Genomic DNA, 18,583 nt, shown 5'->3' on the forward strand with positions numbered 1-18,583 from the left:
GCGACCTCTTCGGGCCGACGCCTTCCGGCTCAGGCCGACAGCACGCTCAGGTCGGCGCCCGCCCAGCGGTCGCCCAGACCGGTCAGCGTCACGTGCCGCACCTCGTCCGTCGTGTCGCCGACCGCGCGGTGGATGACGAGCTGGAGCCGGTCGTCGGTCAGTTCCTCGATCCTGCCCTCGCCCCACTCCACGACGATCACCGACTCGGGCAGCGAGACGTCGAGATCGAGGTCCTCCATCTCGTCCAGCCCGCCGGAGAGCCGGTACGCGTCGACGTGGAGCAGCGGCGGGCCGTCCCCCAGGGACGGGTGGACGCGGGCGATCACGAACGTCGGCGAGGTGACGGCACCGCGCACCCCGAGCCCCTCGCCGAGCCCGCGGGTCAGCGTGGTCTTGCCCGCGCCCAGCTCACCGGTGAGCATCACGAGGTCGCCGGCGCGCAGCAGCTCGGCGAGCCTGCGGCCCAGATTCCGCATCTGCTCGGGGGAGTCGACGACCAGTCGGACGGACGGGGGCGACGCTGCGACTTCTTTCATCATCACTCACTCGCAGTAGTACGGTAAACACACCCCGCAAGGGGCCGGTTCGGGCTGGACCGCAGCCGAGGACCGGAAGCCGCCCCCTGTCAGGGGGAGGCGGAGTCACAGGCACCCACGGTAGTCGGGGTGGCCACCGCCCCGGCGCGGGCGAGCAGGTCGGCGAGGCGGTCGGTGACCACGTCCGGATGCTCCAGGATCACCAGGTGCCCGGCGTCGGGCACCAGCACGAGTTCCGCGTCCGGCAGCAGGCCGGCGATGGCCTCGCTGTGCTCGCTGGGCGTCACCAGGTCCCGCACCCCGGCCAGCACCAGCACCGGGAGACCGGCGAAGTGGGCGAGGGCCTCTGTCTTGTCGTGGTCGCTGAACGCCGGGTAGTACTCGGCGACGACGTCGATCGGGGTGGACTCGATCATCCGCTCGGCGAAACGGGCGACGACCGGGTCGATGTCCCGGGTCGCGAACGAGTACCGCTTGATGACTCCGGCGAACAGGTCCGCCGTGGCCCGGCGCCCCTTCTCCACCAGCTCGGCCCGCTGTCCCAGTGCTTTCAGCACCCCGGGCAGCACCCGCCGCACCGCGTTGACCCCGGCCACGGGCAGCCCGAAGTTGACCTCGCCGAGCCGTCCCGACGAGGTGCCGACGAGGGCGACGGCGACGACCCGCTCGCGGATCAGCTCGGGGTACCGGTCGGCGAGGGCCATCACCGTCATCCCGCCCATGGAGTGCCCGACCAGCACCAGGGGCCCTTCGGGGGCGGCGGCGTCGATGACGGCCTTGAGGTCCTGTCCGAGCTGGTCGATGGTGACCGGCTCGCCCCGCTCGGTCTGGGCCGCGCCCCGCCCGGAGCGGCCGTGGCTGCGCTGGTCCCAGTGCACGGTCCGTACGACGCCCCGGAGCGCGGCCCGCTGGAAGTGCCAGGAGTCCTGGCTGAGGCAGTAGCCGTGGCTGAAGACGACGGTGGCGGGGGCGGGCGGCTTGCGGCCGAAGAGCCGGCGGCGCCGTGCGGGAGCGGCGGCGGGGTCGGGGTCGAGGTCGTCGACCTCGTAGTACAGCTCCGTGCCGTCCTCGGCGTACGCCGTGCCCGGGGTGCCGCGCAGCGAGCCGTAGGGTCCCGTGGAGTCGAGGGCGAGCCGGGCCTTCTTGCGTATGCTCCGGCCGACCGTCATCCGCTCTATGGCGACGCCCGCGGCGGCGCCCGTCGCGAGCACGCCCAGCGCGGCACCGGCGACACCGGTCGCCCGGCGCCAGCCGCCGGACGACGCGGCAGCGGAGTCGGCGGCCGCCTTGACGGCGGTCGTGACCGCCTCCGCGCTGCTCTCGCTCACGTACGGGCTCCTCCGTTGTTCCGTGCCTGCCGTGCCCGCGACGGGCGCCGCCGCAGGCGCCGCGCCGGTGGCGCCGCGTCCACGGCGCCGCGCCGACGCCGTCGGGTCTACGGCACCGTATTCACATGGACGCGCGGAACGCGGGTTCCGATCCGGGTGACGATCTCGTACCCGATGGTGCCCGCGGCCTGCGCCCAGTCCTCGACGGTGGGTTCGCCGCGGTCGCCGGGGCCGAAGAGGACCGCCTCGGCGCCCGCCCGGGGCTCGTCCCCGCCCAGGTCGACGGTGAACTGGTCCATCGCGATCCGCCCCGCGACCGTGCGCCACTTGCCCTCCACCAGCACCGGACCGGCGGAGGAGGCGTGCCGCGGGATGCCGTCCGCGTAGCCGAGCGGGACGAGGCCGAGGGTGGTCTCGCCCGGGGTGACGTAGTGGTGGCCGTACCCGACGCCCTCTCCGCCCGGGACGTGCTTCACCAGGGCGAGGGAGGCGGTCAGGGTCATCACCTGACGCAGTCCGAAGTCGGCGGGGGCGCCGATCTCGGGGCTGGGCGAGACGCCGTAGAGCGCGATGCCGGACCGGACGAGGTCGAAGTGGCTCTCGGGAAGGGTGAGGGTGGCGGCCGAGTTGGCGATGTGCCGGACCTCGGGGTCGACGCCCTGCTGCTCGGCCTGCGCCACCATCTCCCGGAAGCGGGTGAGCTGGGCCTCGACGGAGGGGTGCCCCGGCTCGTCGGCGCAGGCGAGGTGCGACCACAGGCCGACGACGCGCAGCAGACCGTCGGCCTCGGCGCGCAGCGCCCCGGCGACCAGCTCGGCCCAGTCCCCGGGCACGCAGCCGCCCCGCCCGAGGCCGGTGTCGGCCTTGAGGTGGACGCGCGCGGGCCGTCCGGCGAGACGCGCGGCCGCGGTGACCTCCTCCAGTGCCCACAGGCCGCTGACGGAGACGTCGAGATCGGCCTCGATCGCCTCCCGCCAGGGCCCGCCGGGCGTCCACAGCCAGCACATCACGCGTACGTCGTCCGGCACCCCGGCGCCGGGCGCGCGCAGCGCCAGGGCCTCCTGCGGGGTGGCCGTACCGAGCCAGGTCGCCCCGGCCTCGACGGCCGCCCGCGCGCACGGCAGCGCACCGTGCCCGTAGCCGTCCGCCTTGACCACGGCCATGAAGGCGGCGCCGGGCGCGTGGGCGCGCAGGCTCCGCACGTTGGCGCGCAGCGCGCCCAGGTCGATCTCGGCGCGGGCCCGCAGCGTCGCGCCCCGCACAGCATCTGTCTCGTTCATCGCACCCCAGTGTCTCAGAGTGGTACGGCACCCCACCGGGAACGGTACGAGAGCACCGGGCAGTCCCTCCCGGCCGCACCCCTCCCCGGCCCTCCCCGGCCCTCCCCGGCCTTCCCCGGCCGCACCCGGACTCACCCTCGGACGACGTCCCGCCAGGCCGCCGGGAGTGCCTCCGCCACGTCGTGCGCCCCCACCGGCGCGCCGTCCGCCGCGCATCGTCCGGCGAGACCGTGCAGATAGGCCGCCGCGCTGCCCGCGTCCAGCGGCGGCAGTCCGGCGGCCAGCAGCGAGCCCGCCAGCCCGGACAGGACGTCCCCGCTCCCGGCCGTGGCCAGCCAGGACGTGCCGGTCGGGTTCACCCGTACGGCCGTCGCCGCCCCGGCACCCGTCCCGGCGTCCGGGTCGGCGACCAGTGTCGTGGAGCCCTTGAGCAGCACGGTCGCCCCGTACCGTCCGGCCAGTTCACGCACCGCGGCCAGCCGACCGCCCTCGACCTCCTCCCGCTCCACGCCGAGCAGCGCGGCGGCCTCGCCGGCGTGCGGGGTCATCAGGGTGGGCGCCCGGCGGGCCCGTACGGCCGAGGCGTCGGCCAGCCGCAGCCCGTCCGCGTCGATCAGCACCGGTACGTCCGCCGCCAGCGCCTCCGCCACGGGCCCGGCGTCGTCACCTGCACCGGGCCCGACGACCCACGCCTGCACCCGCCCGGCGTGCTTCGGCCCCCGGTCGGACACCAGCGTCTCGGGGAAGCGGGCGATCACGTCCCGCGCGGCGGGACCGACGTACCGTACGGCCCCGGCGCCGCCCCGCAGCGCGCCGGACACCGCGAGCACGGCGGCGCCGGGATAGCGGGCGGACCCGGCGGCGACCCCGACGACACCGCGCCGGTACTTGTCGCTCTCCGCGCCGGGCACCGGCAGCAGCCGTGCCGCGTCGGCGTGCTGGAGCGCCTCCAGCACCGGCTCGCCCGGCAGTTCCAGCCCGATGTCGACGAGCCGCACCGACCCCGCGTACTCCCGTGCCGGATCGACGAGCAGCCCCGGCTTGTGCGTCCCGAAGGTCACCGTGAGGTCGGCCCGGAGCGCGGTGCCGCGGACCTCTCCGGTGTCCGCGTCGACGCCGCTCGGCAGGTCGACGGCGACGACCGCGGCCCGGGACCGCTCGGCGGCCTCGGCCAGCGGCACCGCGTCCGGCCGCAGCCCGCCCTTGCCGCCGATCCCGACGATGCCGTCCACCACGAGGTCGGCCCGCCGGATCGACTCCTCGCCCTCACCGGTCCCCACGGCCCGGCCGCCCGCCCCGCGCAACGCCGCGAGCCCGGCGGCATGGGCGCGCTCCGGCGCGAGCAGCACCGCCGTGACGCCCGCGCCGCGCCGGGCCAGCCGGGCACCGGCGTAGAGGGCGTCGCCGCCGTTGTCCCCGCTGCCGACCAGCAGGACGACCCTGCTGCCGTAGACCCGTCCCAGCAGCTCCGCGCAGGCCGCGGCGAGCCCGGCGGCGGCGCGCTGCATCAGCGCGCCCTCCGGCAGCCGCGCCATCAGTTCCCGCTCCGCCGCCCTGACCGTCTCCACGCTGTACGCAGTCCGCATACGTCCGAGTGTCCCGCACCGCACCGTCCGACTCCCGTGTCCGGAAAGCCGCACCGCACCTCGAAAGCCGGCCGAAAGGGGTCGAAGGCCGCACGCCCGTCGCATCCCCTGACGGCATGCCGTGCCGCCGACCGGCCGGGTGCTCCCCGTCCGGCCGGTCATCGGCGCCGTTTGCCTCCCTGCCGCATCAGCCGGACCATCCGCACCAGCGCGAACACCACGACCAGCACGGCCGCGATGCCGAGAAACACCTGCCCCCACACCGGCAGCTCGACCCCGACCCCGGGAAACCCCAGCGGGCTCCGTCCCGCGGCAGCCACCCGTCACCCTTCCGCGACCACGACCGCCGAGGCCACGCCGGCGTCGTGGCTGAGCGAGACGTGCCACGACCGCACGCCCAGTTCGGCGGCCCGCGCCGCGACCGTCCCCTTCACCCGCAGCCGCGGCTGCCCGCTGTCCTCGCAGTACACCTCGGCATCGGTCCAGTACAGCCCACCGGGCGCCCCGAGCGCCTTGGCCAGCGCCTCCTTGGCGGCGAACCGCGCGGCCAGCGAGGCGACCCCGCGCCGCTCCCCGCTCGCCAGCAGCAGCTCGCCCTCCACGAACAGCCGCCGCGCGAGCCCGGGCGTCCGCTCCAACGACGCCGCGAACCGCTCGATCTCGGCCACGTCGATCCCGACCCCGATGATGCTCATGACGAGCACTTTACGGCGGTGCAGGGCGGTGTACCGCGGTGCCGGGGCCCGGCGGGTTCACTCGACCGTGACCGACTTCGCCAGGTTCCGAGGCTGGTCGACCTCGTTGCCGCGGGCGGTGGCGAGTTCGCAGGCGAAGACCTGCAACGGCACCGTGGCCACCAGCGGCTGGAGGAGGGTCGGGGTCGGTGGGATGCGGATGAGGTGGTCGGCGTAGGGGGTCACCTCGTCGTCGCCGTCCTCGGCGACGACGATGGTGCGGGCGCCCCGGGCGCGGATCTCCTGGATGTTGGAGACGATCTTGTCGTGGAGGACGGAGCGGCCGCGCGGTGACGGGACGACGACGACCACGGGCAGCCCGTCCTCGACCAGGGCGATCGGCCCGTGCTTCAGCTCGCCCGCGGCGAAGCCCTCCGCGTGCATGTAGGCCAGTTCCTTGAGCTTGAGCGCGCCCTCCAGGGCGACCGGGTAGCCGACGTGCCGGCCCAGGAACAGCACCGTGTCCTCGTGGGCGAGGGCGCGGGCGAGTTCCCGTACCGGTTCCATCGTCCCCAGGACGCGCTCCACCGACCCGGCGATGGAGGACAGGTCCCGGACGACGGCGCGGATCTCGTCGCCGTACTTCGTGCCGCGGACCTGGGCCAGGTACAGGGCGACCAGGTAGCAGGCGACCAGCTGGGTCAGGAAGGCCTTGGTCGAGGCGACGGCGACCTCGGGGCCGGCGTGGGTGTAGAGCACGGCGTCCGACTCGCGCGGGATGGTCGAGCCGTTGGTGTTGCAGATGGCCAGGACCCGGGCGCCCTGTTCGCGGGCGTGCCGCAGGGCCATCAGCGTGTCCATGGTCTCGCCGGACTGGGAGACGGCGATGACCAGGGTCTGCTGGTCCAGGATCGGGTCCCGGTAGCGGAACTCGCTCGCCAGCTCGACCTCGCAGGGAATCCGCGTCCAGTGCTCGATGGCGTACTTGGCGATCAGCCCGGCGTGGAAGGCCGTGCCGCAGGCGACGATGACGACCTTGTCGGCCTCGCGCAGCGCCTCCGGGGGGATCCGCACCTCGTCCAGGGAGAGGGTGCCGAAGCCGTCGATGCGGCCCAGCAGGGTGTCGGCGACCGCCTTCGGCTGCTCGGCGATCTCCTTGAGCATGAAGGAGGCGTACCCGGCCTTCTCGGCGGCGGAGGCGTCCCAGTCGACGTGGTACGTGCGGACGTCCGCCGGCGTGCCGTCGAAGCCGGTGACCGTGACTCCGTCCCGGCGCAGCTCGACCACCTGGTCCTGGCCCAGTTCGATCGCGGAGCGGGTGTGGTCGATGAACGCGGCGACGTCCGAGGCGAGGAAGGACTCGCCCGCGCCGACGCCCACCACGAGCGGCGAGTTGCGGCGGGCGCCGACGACCATGTCCGGCGCGTCCGCGTGGACGGCGACCAGGGTGAAGGCGCCGAGCAGGCGGCGGCAGACCAGGCGCATCGCCTCGGCCAGGTCCGCGCAGGAGGAGAACTCCTCGGCGAGCAGGTGGGCGACGACCTCGGTGTCCGTCTCGGAGGCCAGGTCGTGGCCGCGCTCGGCGAGCTCGGTCCGCAGTTCGGCGAAGTTCTCGATGATGCCGTTGTGGACGACGGCGACCCGGCCCGCGTTGTCGAGGTGCGGGTGGGCGTTGGCGTCGGTGGGGCCGCCGTGCGTGGCCCAGCGGGTGTGGCCGATGCCGGTCGCCCCGGTGGGGAGCGGCCGGGCGGCCAGTTCCTTCTCCAGGTTGACCAGTTTCCCCGCCCGTTTCGCCGTGGCGAGCCCGCCGTCCGCGAGGACGGCCACGCCCGCCGAGTCGTAGCCCCGGTACTCCAGCCGTTTCAGTCCGGCCGTCACGACGTCCAGCGCCGACTGCGGCCCCACGTATCCCACGATTCCGCACATACCCGGCAGCTTATGATCCGTCAGGTCCGGAGAACGGCCGCCGCGTGCCCGGCATCGGAAATTCCCACCGGTGCGCGGGCACCGGCGCACCGGGAGGAGAGTGACGCAGCACACCAGCCGTCCCGTTCGAACTCCGTTAACAATGGAACGTGATCTCACCGGCCTCCTCGACCTCCCGGAGCGCCCACCGGCAGCGGCCGGAGGCGACTCCCTACCTCGACCTCACCCGAGCCGAGTGGAGCGCCCTGCGCCACAAGACGCCGCTGCCGCTCTCCGCCGACGAGGTGGAACGGCTGCGCGGCCTCGGGGACGTCATCGACCTCGACGAGGTGCGGGACATCTACCTCCCGCTGTCCCGACTGCTCAACCTCTACGTCGGCGCCACCGACGGCCTGCGCGGGGCCCTGAACACCTTCCTCGGCGAACAGGGCTCCCAGTCCGGCACCCCCTTCGTCATAGGGGTCGCCGGTTCCGTCGCCGTCGGCAAGTCCACCGTCTCCCGCCTGCTCCAGGCCCTGCTGTCCCGCTGGCCCGAGCACCCGCGCGTCGAGCTGGTCACCACGGACGGGTTCCTGCTGCCCACCAAGGAGCTCCAGGCACGCGGCCTGATGTCGCGCAAAGGCTTCCCCGAGTCGTTCGACCGCCGCGCGCTGACCCGTTTCGTCGCCGACGTCAAGGCCGGCAAGGACGAGGTGACGGCGCCGGTCTACTCCCACCTCATCTACGACATCGTCCCCGGTGAGCTGCTCACCGTGCGCCGCCCGGACATCCTGATCGTCGAGGGGCTGAACGTCCTGCAGCCGGCGCTGCCGGGCAAGGACGGCCGTACCCGCGTCGGTCTCGCCGACTACTTCGACTTCAGCGTGTACGTGGACGCCCGCACCGAGGACATCGAGCGCTGGTACCTCAGCCGCTTCCGCAAGCTGCGCGCGACCGCCTTCCAGGACCCGTCCTCGTACTTCCGCAAGTACACGCAGGTCTCGGAGGCGGAGGCGCTCGACTACGCCGCCACGATGTGGCGCACCATCAACGAGCCCAACCTGGTGGAGAACATCGCCCCCACCCGCGGCCGCGCCACCCTCGTCGTCCGCAAGGGCCCGGACCACAAGGTCCAGCGCCTCCGGCTGCGCAAGCTGTGACGGCCGTGTCCTTCCCGGCCGCCGTGCCTCACCCGGCACGCCGGCCGGGAAGGACACGGCCGCGGCCCCGGCCCACGGCGGGACGACCCGGGCCCGGAGCTCCACCGAGCGGCTCCTGTCCGACCGGCTGAGCGGCGCCGGCGCCGGCGCCCCGGCCCTGCCGGCCCGGAAAAGCTTCCGGGCCTGCCGGTACGAACGCCCGCCCGGGTCCCCGCGTCCCGGCCCGGGACCTAACCCAGCGCCGACTTCACCGCGTCCGCGAGGCGTCCCGCGACCGTGCGGGCCTGGTCGATGTCGGCGGCCTCGACCATCACGCGGACCAGCGGTTCGGTGCCCGAGGGACGGAGCAGCACGCGGCCGGTCTCGCCCAGCTCGCGCTCGGCCTCCGTCACGGCCGCGGAGAGCTCCGTGGAGGTCCGCACCCGGGACTTGTCCACGTCCGGCACGTTGATGAGCACCTGCGGCAGCCGCTCCATCACCGAGGCCAGCTCGCGCAGCGGACGCCCGGTCTCGGCGACGCGCGCCGCCAGCAGCAGGCCGGTGAGCGTGCCGTCGCCCGTGGTCGCGTGGTCGAGGACGATGACGTGGCCGGACTGCTCGCCGCCGAGGGCGTAGCCCCTCTCCTTCATCTGCTCCAGGACGTACCGGTCGCCGACCGCGGTCTGGACGAAGTGGATGCCCTCGCGTTCCATGGCGAGCTTGAAGCCGAGGTTGGACATCACGGTCGCGACGACGGTGTCGGAGCGCAGTGCGGAACGCTCCCGCATCGCCAGGGCGAGCACGGCGAGGATCTGGTCGCCGTCCACCTCGGCACCGGTGTGGTCGACGGCCAGGCACCGGTCGGCGTCGCCGTCGTGCGCGATGCCGAGGTCGGCCCCGTGCTCGACGACCGCGGCCTTCAGCCGGTCCAGGTGGGTGGAACCACAGCCGTCGTTGATGTTCAGCCCGTCCGGCTGGGCGCCGATGGTGATGACCTCGGCCCCGGCCCGCGCGAACGCCTCCGGCGAGACCCGGAAGGCGGCGCCGTGCGCCTCGTCGAGGACGATGCGCAGACCGTCCAACCGGTTCGGCAGGACGCCGACGAGGTGGGAGACGTAGGTGTCGAGCCCCTCCTCGTAGTCCCGCACACGGCCCACACCGGCCCCGGTCGGGCGGTCCCAGGGGGCGCCGGTGCGGTGCTCCTCGTACACGGACTCGATCCGGTCCTCCAGCTCGTCGGCGAGCTTGTGGCCGCCGCGCGCGAAGAACTTGATGCCGTTGTCGGGCATGGCGTTGTGGCTCGCGGACAGCATCACCCCGAGGTCCGCGCCGAGCGCTCCGGTGAGGTGCGCCACGGCGGGCGTCGGCAGCACGCCGACCCGCAGGACGTCCACGCCGGCGCTCGCCAGCCCGGCGACCATGGCGGCCTCCAGGAACTCACCGGACGCCCGCGGGTCGCGTCCGACCACGGCGGTCGGCCGGTGCCCTTCGAACGTGCCCGCCTCGGCCAGTACGTGCGCGGCGGCCACGGAGAGACCCAGTGCCATCTCGGCGGTCAGGTCCGCGTTGGCGACGCCGCGCACCCCGTCCGTGCCGAAGAGTCGTCCCACTTGTCCTCCTGAGGAAGCGTCAGTATCGAAGCCGTCTCGAAACCATGTCGACGGCCCTGTCGAAAGAGGTACCGAAGGCGGAACCGGGGACGGTGCCGGAAACGGTGCCGTGGTGTCGGCCGAGGCGTTGTGAGCTGTACCGAGGGGTTTGACCGGCCGGCGCGTTCGACGGTTGCGCTGCCGGTGCGGTGTTCGGGGTGTTCGGGGTGCTCGGGGTGTTCGACGGTCGCGCCGCCCCGGGGCCCCCGCACCTGCGGTCCAAGACAGGCGCTACCCAACTATCCGATCACATTAGCCTTCGAGCGTCTTGTGTCGTTATACGCCTGCTGCAGTGAGAAAACGAACGCCCCGGCGGCACTGTGGCGTGCCGCCGGGGCGTTCGGAGTACATGCAGGGGCAGCTGCAATCAGCGCTTGCTGTACTGCGGGGCCTTGCGGGCCTTCTTCAGACCGGCCTTCTTCCGCTCGACCGCGCGGTCGTCGCGGCGCAGGAAGCCGGCCTTCTTGAGCGCGCCGCGGTTGTTGTCGACGTCCGCCTCGTTCAGCGCACGGGCGACACCGAGACGGAGCGCACCGGCCTGACCGGAGACGCCGCCACCCGCGATGCGGGCGACGATGTCGTAGCGACCCTCGAGCTCGAGCACCTTGAAGGGCTCGTTGACTTCCTGCTGGTGCACCTTGTTCGGGAAGTAGTCCTCGAGGGTGCGACCGTTGATCTTCCACTTGCCGGAGCCCGGGATGATCCGGACGCGGGCGATGGCGTTCTTGCGACGGCCCAGGCCGGCGGCCGGCTGCGGCTCGCCGAAGCGGGAGGCCATGGACTCCGAGGTGTACTCGCCCTCGACGGGCACCTCGGACTCGGTGGTGTAGCTGTCGATGTCGATCTCTTCGAGCGGCTGCTCGGCAGTGGTCTCGGCCACGATGCTCCTCAGATTCTGTTCAGTCTTAGGGGGTGGCCGGACTTACTGCGCGACCTGGGTGATCTCGAACGGCACCGGCTGCTGGGCAGCGTGCGGGTGCTGGTCGCCCGCGTAGACCTTCAGCTTCGAGAGCATCTGACGGCCCAGGGTGTTCTTGGGGAGCATGCCCTTGACGGCCTTCTCGATGGCCTTCTCGGGGTTCTTCTCCAGCAGCTCGTCGTAGCGGACGGAGCGCAGACCGCCCGGGTAGCCCGAGTGGCGGTACGCCAGCTTCTGGGTCCGCTTGTTGCCGGAGAGGTGCACCTTGTCGGCGTTGATGATGATGACGAAGTCACCGGTGTCGACGTGAGGCGCGTAGATCGGCTTGTGCTTGCCGCGCAGGATGGAGGCCGCAGTGGAGGCCAGACGACCCAGGACGACGTCCTGAGCGTCGATGACGTGCCACTGGCGCGTCACATCGCCGGGCTTGGGGCTGTACGTACGCACGGTTCGTAGCCTTCGCTTCTTCAGTGAGTGGTCCTGACATGGCCACCGAAGACGATCACGACAGCCCTGACCGCACCGCGGTGACGCAAACCGCGTGCTGGTCGCTGGTCATCGGCCCGGTGGACCGGTGTAAGGGCCCCTCACGTGAGAATGAGCAAGCCAATACACATAACAAACATGCAGAATACCCGCCCTCGGCCGGACGGGTCAAAACGAGTCCTCCGGGCGTGGGCGACACCGACTCTACAGCCGTCCGCCGCCGTGCCGCGGCCCATGGGGTGCACCAACCACCCGGAGATGTCGCTTTTGCTCATCACCGGGGCGGCAACGCCGTGGTCCGTACGCGGGGTTGGGGCGGTCCGGCACACCCCGCGCCCCGTCTAAGATGCGCCCCATGAGTTATGGGCAGGGGGGACCTCCTTCGCAGTGGGATCCCTGGAAACCGCAGTCGCAGCAGCCCTGGAGCGGCGGGGGCGGCAACAGCCAGTCACCCGACTGGGCCGCACTGGCCGAGGCGTCCGAGACACGTCACAAACGGCGCCGGCTGCTGCTCATCGGCGGCGGCGCGATCGCCACCGTCGCGATAGGCACGGCCGTGGCGACGGGCGTCGTCTCGTCGAACGGCGGCAACCAGGTCGCGGGCGGGCCGTCCTCCCAGGTGCCGGCCACCGCCGACCTGCCGAGCCCGACCGGCGCGGTCCCCTCGTTCGCCCCGACGAGCGCCCCGCCGCCGCTGGACCCGAAGGACTTCGTCTCCAGCGTGAAGAAGGACCGGGCGCCGCTGGCCCCGGACGTCCTCTTCCCGGGCACGCAGCTCACCATGGGCGAGACGGTGTACAAGAAGGGCCCGACGGCCGACACCCGCGACTGCGCCTCGGCCGCGAAGGCCACGCTGCCCAAGGTCCTCACCGACAACGGCTGCAGCCGCCTGCTCCGGGTCACCTACACCAAGGACGACGTCGCGGTGACGGTGGGCGTGGCCGTCTTCGACACCGAGGCCCAGGCCGCCAGGGCCAAGCAGCAGGCCGACACGAGGAGCATCGTCAAGTCCCTCGCGGGCGGCGGCGTCAAGGAGTTCTGCGACGGCGCGGTCTGCCGCTCGACCACCAACTCCTACGGCCGCTACGCCTACTTCACCCTGTCCGGCTTCACCTCCGCCAAGGACGTCACGGAGCAGGACAAGACCGTCTTCAGCACCGGTGACGATCTCGCCGAGTTCACCTTCCGCCAGATCCGCCGCCGCGGCGAGGCCCAGGCATCGGCCGCCGCGAACGAGTGACGACCGCCCGGGCCACGACCGCCCGGGCCACGACCGCCCGCGGGGCCGACCGCGCCCTCGGCCGGCCCCGCACCCCCCGCCTCACGGCTGCCTCAGCGGCGCCTCACAGCCGCTTCGCGCTGCGCAGCGTCTTCGCGTAGTACCCGTTGCCGTCCAGTCGGGAGACACCACCGATGTCGCCGATGGTCGGGCCGTTCACCTCTTCGCGGCTGGAGACGAAGATCAAGTGGCCCTCGGTGTCGTAGCCGAGCACCATGCCCACGTGGTCCAGCCGCTCCTTGGTCCGCGTGTCGAGCTTGAAGAAGACCAGGTCGCCGGGCTGGAGCTGGTCGATGTTGGCGGGCCGATCCTCCGCGGAGACCCCGGTCAGCGGGAGCACGTCGGCGCCCAGCTTGGAGCGGGCCATGCCGTTGGCGGTACGCGGCAGCCCGTCGCCGACGGCACTGTCCAGGGACATCAGCGGATAGCGGGCGCGGTAGCCGAGCACCATACGGATGAAGCCGGAGCAGTCCAGGGCCCTGGCCCGCATGGCTTCCGGCGTTCCGACGGCACCGTCCCGGAAGGGGTACTGAACGCCGAGGAAGTCGTAGAAGTCGGACTGCTCCAGGCGCAGGTCGCCACCTTCCGCGCCGCTGGTGTTCAGCGGGCCGAAGTCGGCGTCACCGGCGTAGAGCGTGCCCTGCTCGTCCTTCTTGTCCGGGGCGCCGGCCACGTACTGGAAGGCGAACGCGAAGAGATCGTCCTCCTCGCTGTCCTTGTTCTCGGCGTACCAGTCCTTGAACCACTGCTCCTTCTCCGCGCCCTTCTTCCACTCCTCAGGCAGCAGCCGAACCCAGTCCCGGGTGGACACCTTGGACTTGGTCGAGGTCGGCTCCTCGAAGGTGCGGGCCTTCCCGGTCAGCGTCGCGGTGCGCGCCCCGTCGGTGAGGACCGCCATGATCTGTCCGTCGCCACCGCGCAGCACCGAGCGCGCCGGGTTCTCCAGCCGGGACCAGGTCGCCTTGCTGTCGTCGTCCGACCCGCTCCCGGACCCGCGGTTGCCGTCCAGGACACCGACGTTGCGGACCTCGGTGACCGCGGGGGCCTCCTGCTTGCGCAGCTCCACGGTCAGGTAGCCGGACCCCGCGACGAGCGTGAGCACCACCAGTCCGGGGACGATGTGGCGCGTCTTCTTCTTCCCTTTCCCAGCCATCGAAATGCTCCTCGGTTGTTGTCAGACAGTGGGCATGACGCCGAGCAGCAGGCCGGCGGCGATGACGATGTAGGCCATGAGTGAGACGGTGCCCGTGGCCAGCAGAGTGGGCCCCTTGGGCTGGCGCACCATCTGATAGGCGATCAGACCGGGCACGATGAACCCGAGGGTCTGGTTGCCGTACAGCAGAGGGAACTCGAGCGAGAGCACGATCATCACGGTGGCCTGGAGCAGCACGCCCAGCAGCACCACCGCGGCGAACAGCCGTTTGCCGTAAAGGATCACCAGTCGCTGCATCACCTTGGTGCCCGCGTAGGTCAGGGCGGTCACACCCACCACCATCGCCGCGCGCTGCAGGTCCTCGATGAGGGTGAGCGCCAGCCAGCCCGGGGTGATCATGCCGCCGGGCGACAGGTTGGTGGTGAGGTAGCACAGCAGCGAGAAGAACAGACCTATGGCGATGCCCAGGGCGGCCATCTCGGGGGTCAGGGCGGCGGTGATCAACGGGGTCTCCGGGCAGGTGTGCGGTAGGAAGGAGGGCGGTCGGTCCGCGGGAGGTCAGCGGTGCGGGGGCGGTCCACCGCTGTCCTCGTCGGTCGGAAGCCAGGGCCCGCCGTCGGGCCCGTCGTAGTACGGCCGGTGTCCCTGCTCGGGTGCGTGCTCCTGGTACTGCCCCTGCTGCGGAACACCCTGTGCGGGCCGCTGCGCGAACCAGCCCTGCTGCTCGTACTGGCCCCCCTGGGCCTGTGGGGCCTGTGGGGCCTGCTGCTTCTGGAGCGCCGCCTGCTGGGCGAGGAGGTTGCGGCGGATGACGGGGATCTCCTGGGTCTGAGAGGCCTGGTAGCGCTCCTCGTACGCCGTCGGGTAGGCAGCGAACGGGTCCAGGCGGGGGACCTGCTGCGCCGGAACGGCGTCATCCGGGGCCGACGTCCGCTCCGCGTCGGCCGGCTGCTCCGCTTCGGGTGTCTCGTCCGCCGGGAGTTCGGCCAGGTACTCCAGGAGTTCCTCACCCTGGCCGTGGATGTTGCCGATGGCGACGAGGGAGGAGCCGTCGGCCATGCGGCCGAGCAGTTCCGGCATGAACTCGTGCGCGTCCCGGCGGTCGCCGCCCAGGTCCACCGCGCGATCCCGCCACTCGGCGGGGATGGCGTCGATGGCGCTCTTGGCGGGGTGCCCGATGACGAAGACGTTGTCCGGTTGGAGGTCGGGGACGATCTCGCCCATCTGCCCGTTTCGCTCCACGCGGTCCGGGCGGCAGTTGATGACGACGTTCAGCGGACGGCTGATCGCGCCGAGGTCGAGCAGCTGGTTGATGTTCATCAGCGTCGACTCGGGGTCGTTGGCCGCGAAGACGTTGGCGAAGGCGAGCCGCTTGCCCTCCTCGGTCACGTACCGCTCGACGGAGAGCACACCGGGGTCCGGCGGGGCGTCGTACATGCCCTGCAGGGCGACCTTGCGTTCCACCCCGAGCAGCTCGGCCACGACCAGGGCGATCGCGACGTTCTCCTTGAACGTGAACCAGCTGAAGCCGCGCAGCTCCTCGTCGGTCACCGTCTCGGGGTCCGCGTAGATCAGCTTGCAGTTCCGGGCGTCGGCCTCCTCCTGAAGGATGTCGAAACGATCCTTCTCGGCGGTGACGCAGATGCCGTCCTGTGGCATGGAACGGCACAGCGAGCGGGCCACGTCGTCGAGCGTGGGGCCCATCTCGGCGAGGTGGTCCTCACGTACGTTGCACAGCACGCCGATCGTCGAACGGATCAGCTTGCTCTGGTTGACCTCCTGCAGGGCCGGCATGACCGCCATGCACTCGATGACGAGCGCGTCGGGCCGGTAGGCGGCGGCCCGGCGGACGATACCGATCTGCTCCACCACGTTGGCGATGCCGAACTTGCGGTAGACCGGCTCCTCGGTCGCGTCCGGGTGGATGAAGCGGGCGGCCGTGCCGGTCGTCTTGGCGACCGTGGTCAGGTCACCGCCGCGCAGGGCGCCGGCACACAGCCGGGTGATGGAGGACTTGCCCCGGATGCCGTTGACGAGCACCCGGGACGGTATGGAGTGCAGGGCGGCGTAGTGCCGGCGCTGCTCGACGATGCCCGCGACGAGCAGGAGCACGCAGCAGACCAGCAGGGCGAAGTAGAGGTAGAGCACGGCGGGTCACCTTCCTCCGGCGCCGAGCCGGGGTTCACCGGGTCGGGGCTCGGTCGGCCGGGGTTCGGCGGGGCGGCGGGACTGGTTCTGCCTGCGGGCCTGGAGCTGCTGACGGATCAATTCGAGGCTTCGGACGACCGCTCCCACCTCGTCGTGGTACGTGGGGTAGAGCACCGACTTCAGGTCGCCGTCGGCCAGCTTCTCGGCGCTGGTGGCGAGGGCCCGCAGCGGCCGGGCGACCACCAGGTGCACCCAACCCAGGCAGACCACGATCGCGGCGAGACCGAGCAGGCCGGCGAGCACACTGCGGTCCTCGCGCTCGTACGCGGTGATCTGGAAGCGGTCGGCGTTCTGCCAGCTGACCACGGTCCAGCCGATGTCGGCGGCGACACCGCCGCCGGAGAAAGGAGCCGCAGCGGCGACGGTGATGTTGCCGCCGTCCCGGATGAGCAGCCCGTTCTCGACGGGTCCGGCGCCGACCTGCACGCTGCCCGCCCGGACCAGGTCGGTCAGGGCCTCGCGGGGCAAGTTCTCGAAGGCGAGGAAGCCGTTGCTGGCGGCGAGGGTGCGGCCCTTGGGGTCCACCACCCGGACCTCACCGAGGCCGGGACGTTTCAGCAGTGAGTTCAGGAACTCGATCCGCACCTCACCCACCAGGGTGACGCCCTTCTCCTCGGGCACGGGGGCGCCGGCCTGGAGCACCGGCTTCTTGCCGCCCTCCCCGGACACCCTGACCAGGGGCAGCTTCTTGTCGTCGCTCCAGTCGTGCGGGTCGCCACCGGCGCGGGCGACGACCTCCCCGCCCGCGTCGACGACGTACAGCGCCGCGTACCGGGTGTGCTTGCGCAGGGCGTCCTTGAGCATGTTCTCGGTGGCGTCCCGGTCGGCCACGTCGACGAGACGGGAGGCGGAGACCAGGTCGGCCTGGGCCTCGTTCAGCGCCCGGCGGACCCGGTCGGACACCAGGTCGGTACGGTCACGCTGGTCGTTGACCATGGTGGCGGGCACGCTGACCGAGTCGTCGGTGCGGTTCAGCAGCAGGCCGACCGGCAGGCACCACAGGAGCAGCAGCACCGCGGTCACCACGAGCTGCGCCCGGATGCCGAACCGGAACCGGCCGCCCGGCTTCCCGCCGCCCGTCCCACCGGGGTCATCGGAACCGCCCGGACCGCCGAGCTGGCCCCGGAGCCGTTCCAGGGCGGAGCCGATACGGGCGGCTTCGCCGCCGCGGAAGGTGCCGACGGGACGGGTCAGGTCGCCCCGGGCAAGCCGGCGGGACTCCAGGAACAGACGCAGCAGCGGACGCTGCACCCGCGCCCACAGCACCGCGGCGGCCAGCAGTCCGAGCACCACCAGGGCGCCGGCCGCGATCAGCCCGTACAGTTCCCGGTCCGCCGCGCCGACGCTCTGCTCGGCGACCACGGGCAGCATGGCCACGACGGTGAGTCCGAGGCCCGCCGCGACACTGTCCTTCTCCTCGGGGTCGGAGGAAGCCAGGGAGGCGTAGCCGACGGTGACGACGCGACCGTTGTAGTCGTCGCCCACCAGGTTCCCGCTGACGCCGGGGTAGCCGCGGGAACCTGGCGCCTTGGCGGTGACGGGGTGCTGCTCCGCCCGCTCGGCCGCTTGGCCGGACAGGTCGGACATCTGCTTCTGGAGGAATTCGAGCTCCGCGCGCTGCTGGTCCGAGTTGAGCGCCTCGGACCGCTCGAAACCGGCCGTCGCGAGCACCTCGCCGTCCCGTGCCACGACCGCCATGGTGCGGAAGGGACCCAGCGTGATGGACGGCACGGACAGGCTGTTGGAGGCGATCAGCAGCTGCTGCGGACGGTCCTTCCAGTCGAGGACCACCATGGTCATCAGCCGGACGTCACCGGTTTCCAGCCGCACCATCCGCGGGACGAGGGCGGTCTCTCCGGTGAGGGCCTCTTCGTCCAGCCAGGCGAGCGGGATGCGTTCGCCACGCGCGGCGAGCACGTCCCCGCTCTCCAGGTCCACCACCGTGGTGCCGGTCCACTTCTGGTACGTCCTGCCCAGGTCGGACAGGACGTCCTCCGGCTCGGCCGGCTTACCGGCGTTCAGCGCGGTGGCAGTGCGCCGCAGGTCCGTGACCCGCTCGTCGATCGAGGCACGCAGGGCGATCGCCCCGTCCTCGGCGAAGTGCTGCTGGGAGGAGAGCACCGCCTTGGGCACGACGGGGTCACCACCGGGACCGAGCACCTTGGCGGTCAGCCCGGCCAGGGCGAGGATCAGTACGCACAGCACCGCGATCGGCGGGCGGATGCCGCCGAGCAGGGGCATGTCCGCCCGTCTGCGGCTGCGGCGCTGTCTCTGCGCTGAGGGCGGCGCGACATGGCTCGATGTCACCGGTGGTCTTCCTTGGTCTTGACGCGAGCGCCGGACGTACGCCGGGGTACCACTACCTCGGCCGTGCGACGTCGTCACTAAATAGACTGATAAACGCCGACAAGGTTGCACCCCCGGCGCGGACTTCGGGTGTG

16 protein-coding genes are annotated in these 18,583 nt (G+C 72.1%); 2 read left to right on the forward strand and 14 right to left on the reverse strand.

Features of this window, described 5'->3' with window-relative positions:
• Nucleotides 1-29: 29 nt before the first annotated feature.
• The 7 genes from tsaE to glmS form a co-directional block, all read right to left on the reverse strand.
• Nucleotides 30-536, reverse strand: a complete 507-nt coding sequence (gene tsaE / locus ACWEQO_RS06090) for a tRNA (adenosine(37)-N6)-threonylcarbamoyltransferase complex ATPase subunit type 1 TsaE (protein ID WP_361449961.1) — start codon at nucleotides 534-536, stop codon at nucleotides 30-32.
• 89 nt (nucleotides 537-625) lie between these two features.
• On the reverse strand, nucleotides 626-1,864 hold the full coding sequence (locus ACWEQO_RS06095) for an alpha/beta fold hydrolase (RefSeq protein WP_452979463.1): 1,239 nt from the start codon (nucleotides 1,862-1,864) through the stop codon (nucleotides 626-628).
• A 107-nt stretch (nucleotides 1,865-1,971) separates the two neighbouring features.
• Nucleotides 1,972-3,144: an alanine racemase gene (gene alr / locus ACWEQO_RS06100; RefSeq protein WP_452979466.1), complete on the reverse strand. Its 1,173-nt coding sequence runs from the start codon at nucleotides 3,142-3,144 to the stop codon at nucleotides 1,972-1,974.
• A 131-nt stretch (nucleotides 3,145-3,275) separates the two neighbouring features.
• On the reverse strand, nucleotides 3,276-4,730 hold the full coding sequence (locus ACWEQO_RS06105; protein WP_452979469.1) for an NAD(P)H-hydrate dehydratase: 1,455 nt from the start codon (nucleotides 4,728-4,730) through the stop codon (nucleotides 3,276-3,278).
• Between the two features lie 158 nt (nucleotides 4,731-4,888).
• Nucleotides 4,889-5,050, reverse strand: a complete 162-nt coding sequence (locus ACWEQO_RS06110) for a hypothetical protein (protein ID WP_361449949.1) — start codon at nucleotides 5,048-5,050, stop codon at nucleotides 4,889-4,891.
• 3 nt (nucleotides 5,051-5,053) lie between these two features.
• Nucleotides 5,054-5,425 (reverse strand): holo-ACP synthase, encoded by a 372-nt coding sequence (locus tag ACWEQO_RS06115; RefSeq protein WP_109377859.1) that lies wholly within the window; start codon nucleotides 5,423-5,425, stop codon nucleotides 5,054-5,056.
• A gap of 57 nt (nucleotides 5,426-5,482) precedes the next feature.
• The gene (gene glmS, locus ACWEQO_RS06120; RefSeq protein WP_361449946.1) at nucleotides 5,483-7,330 is read right to left on the reverse strand and encodes a glutamine--fructose-6-phosphate transaminase (isomerizing); all 1,848 of its coding nucleotides are present in this window, start codon (nucleotides 7,328-7,330) and stop codon (nucleotides 5,483-5,485) included.
• 149 nt (nucleotides 7,331-7,479) lie between these two features.
• On the opposite strand from glmS, the gene coaA reads away from it, so the two are divergent.
• Nucleotides 7,480-8,469, forward strand: a complete 990-nt coding sequence (coaA, locus tag ACWEQO_RS06125; RefSeq protein ID WP_361449943.1) for a type I pantothenate kinase — start codon at nucleotides 7,480-7,482, stop codon at nucleotides 8,467-8,469.
• A gap of 230 nt (nucleotides 8,470-8,699) precedes the next feature.
• Here the strand turns inward: coaA and glmM are convergent, their stop codons facing one another.
• The 3 genes from glmM to rplM form a co-directional block, all read right to left on the reverse strand.
• The gene (glmM, locus tag ACWEQO_RS06130) at nucleotides 8,700-10,058 is read right to left on the reverse strand and encodes a phosphoglucosamine mutase (RefSeq protein ID WP_361449940.1); all 1,359 of its coding nucleotides are present in this window, start codon (nucleotides 10,056-10,058) and stop codon (nucleotides 8,700-8,702) included.
• 406 nt (nucleotides 10,059-10,464) lie between these two features.
• A complete protein-coding gene (rpsI, locus tag ACWEQO_RS06135) occupies nucleotides 10,465-10,977 on the reverse strand; it encodes a 30S ribosomal protein S9 (RefSeq protein WP_109377693.1) in 513 nt (170 codons plus the stop codon).
• A gap of 42 nt (nucleotides 10,978-11,019) precedes the next feature.
• On the reverse strand, nucleotides 11,020-11,463 hold the full coding sequence (rplM, locus tag ACWEQO_RS06140; protein WP_202275777.1) for a 50S ribosomal protein L13: 444 nt from the start codon (nucleotides 11,461-11,463) through the stop codon (nucleotides 11,020-11,022).
• Nucleotides 11,464-11,857: 394 nt separating this feature from the next.
• Here rplM and ACWEQO_RS06145 point away from each other — a divergent pair, with 394 nt between their 5' ends.
• A complete protein-coding gene (locus ACWEQO_RS06145; protein ID WP_452979475.1) occupies nucleotides 11,858-12,742 on the forward strand; it encodes a hypothetical protein in 885 nt (294 codons plus the stop codon).
• Nucleotides 12,743-12,845: 103 nt separating this feature from the next.
• Here the strand turns inward: ACWEQO_RS06145 and ACWEQO_RS06150 are convergent, their stop codons facing one another.
• The 4 genes from ACWEQO_RS06150 to ACWEQO_RS06165 are packed head-to-tail and all read right to left on the reverse strand — an operon-like array spanning nucleotide 12,846 to nucleotide 18,383.
• Nucleotides 12,846-13,934 carry a C40 family peptidase gene (locus ACWEQO_RS06150; RefSeq protein ID WP_452979478.1) on the reverse strand — a complete coding sequence of 363 codons (1,089 nt, stop codon included), beginning with the start codon at nucleotides 13,932-13,934 and terminating at the stop codon, nucleotides 12,846-12,848.
• Nucleotides 13,935-13,955: 21 nt separating this feature from the next.
• Nucleotides 13,956-14,438, reverse strand: coding sequence for a poly-gamma-glutamate biosynthesis protein PgsC/CapC (locus ACWEQO_RS06155; protein WP_109377689.1), 483 nt, complete (start codon nucleotides 14,436-14,438; stop codon nucleotides 13,956-13,958).
• 54 nt (nucleotides 14,439-14,492) lie between these two features.
• On the reverse strand, nucleotides 14,493-16,082 hold the full coding sequence (gene pgsB, locus ACWEQO_RS06160; protein WP_452979480.1) for a poly-gamma-glutamate synthase PgsB: 1,590 nt from the start codon (nucleotides 16,080-16,082) through the stop codon (nucleotides 14,493-14,495).
• 6 nt (nucleotides 16,083-16,088) lie between these two features.
• On the reverse strand, nucleotides 16,089-18,383 hold the full coding sequence (locus tag ACWEQO_RS06165) for a HAMP domain-containing protein (protein ID WP_452979748.1): 2,295 nt from the start codon (nucleotides 18,381-18,383) through the stop codon (nucleotides 16,089-16,091).
• Nucleotides 18,384-18,583: the final 200 nt, after the last annotated feature.

It is taken from the genome of Streptomyces sp. NPDC004051, assembly GCF_053604275.1.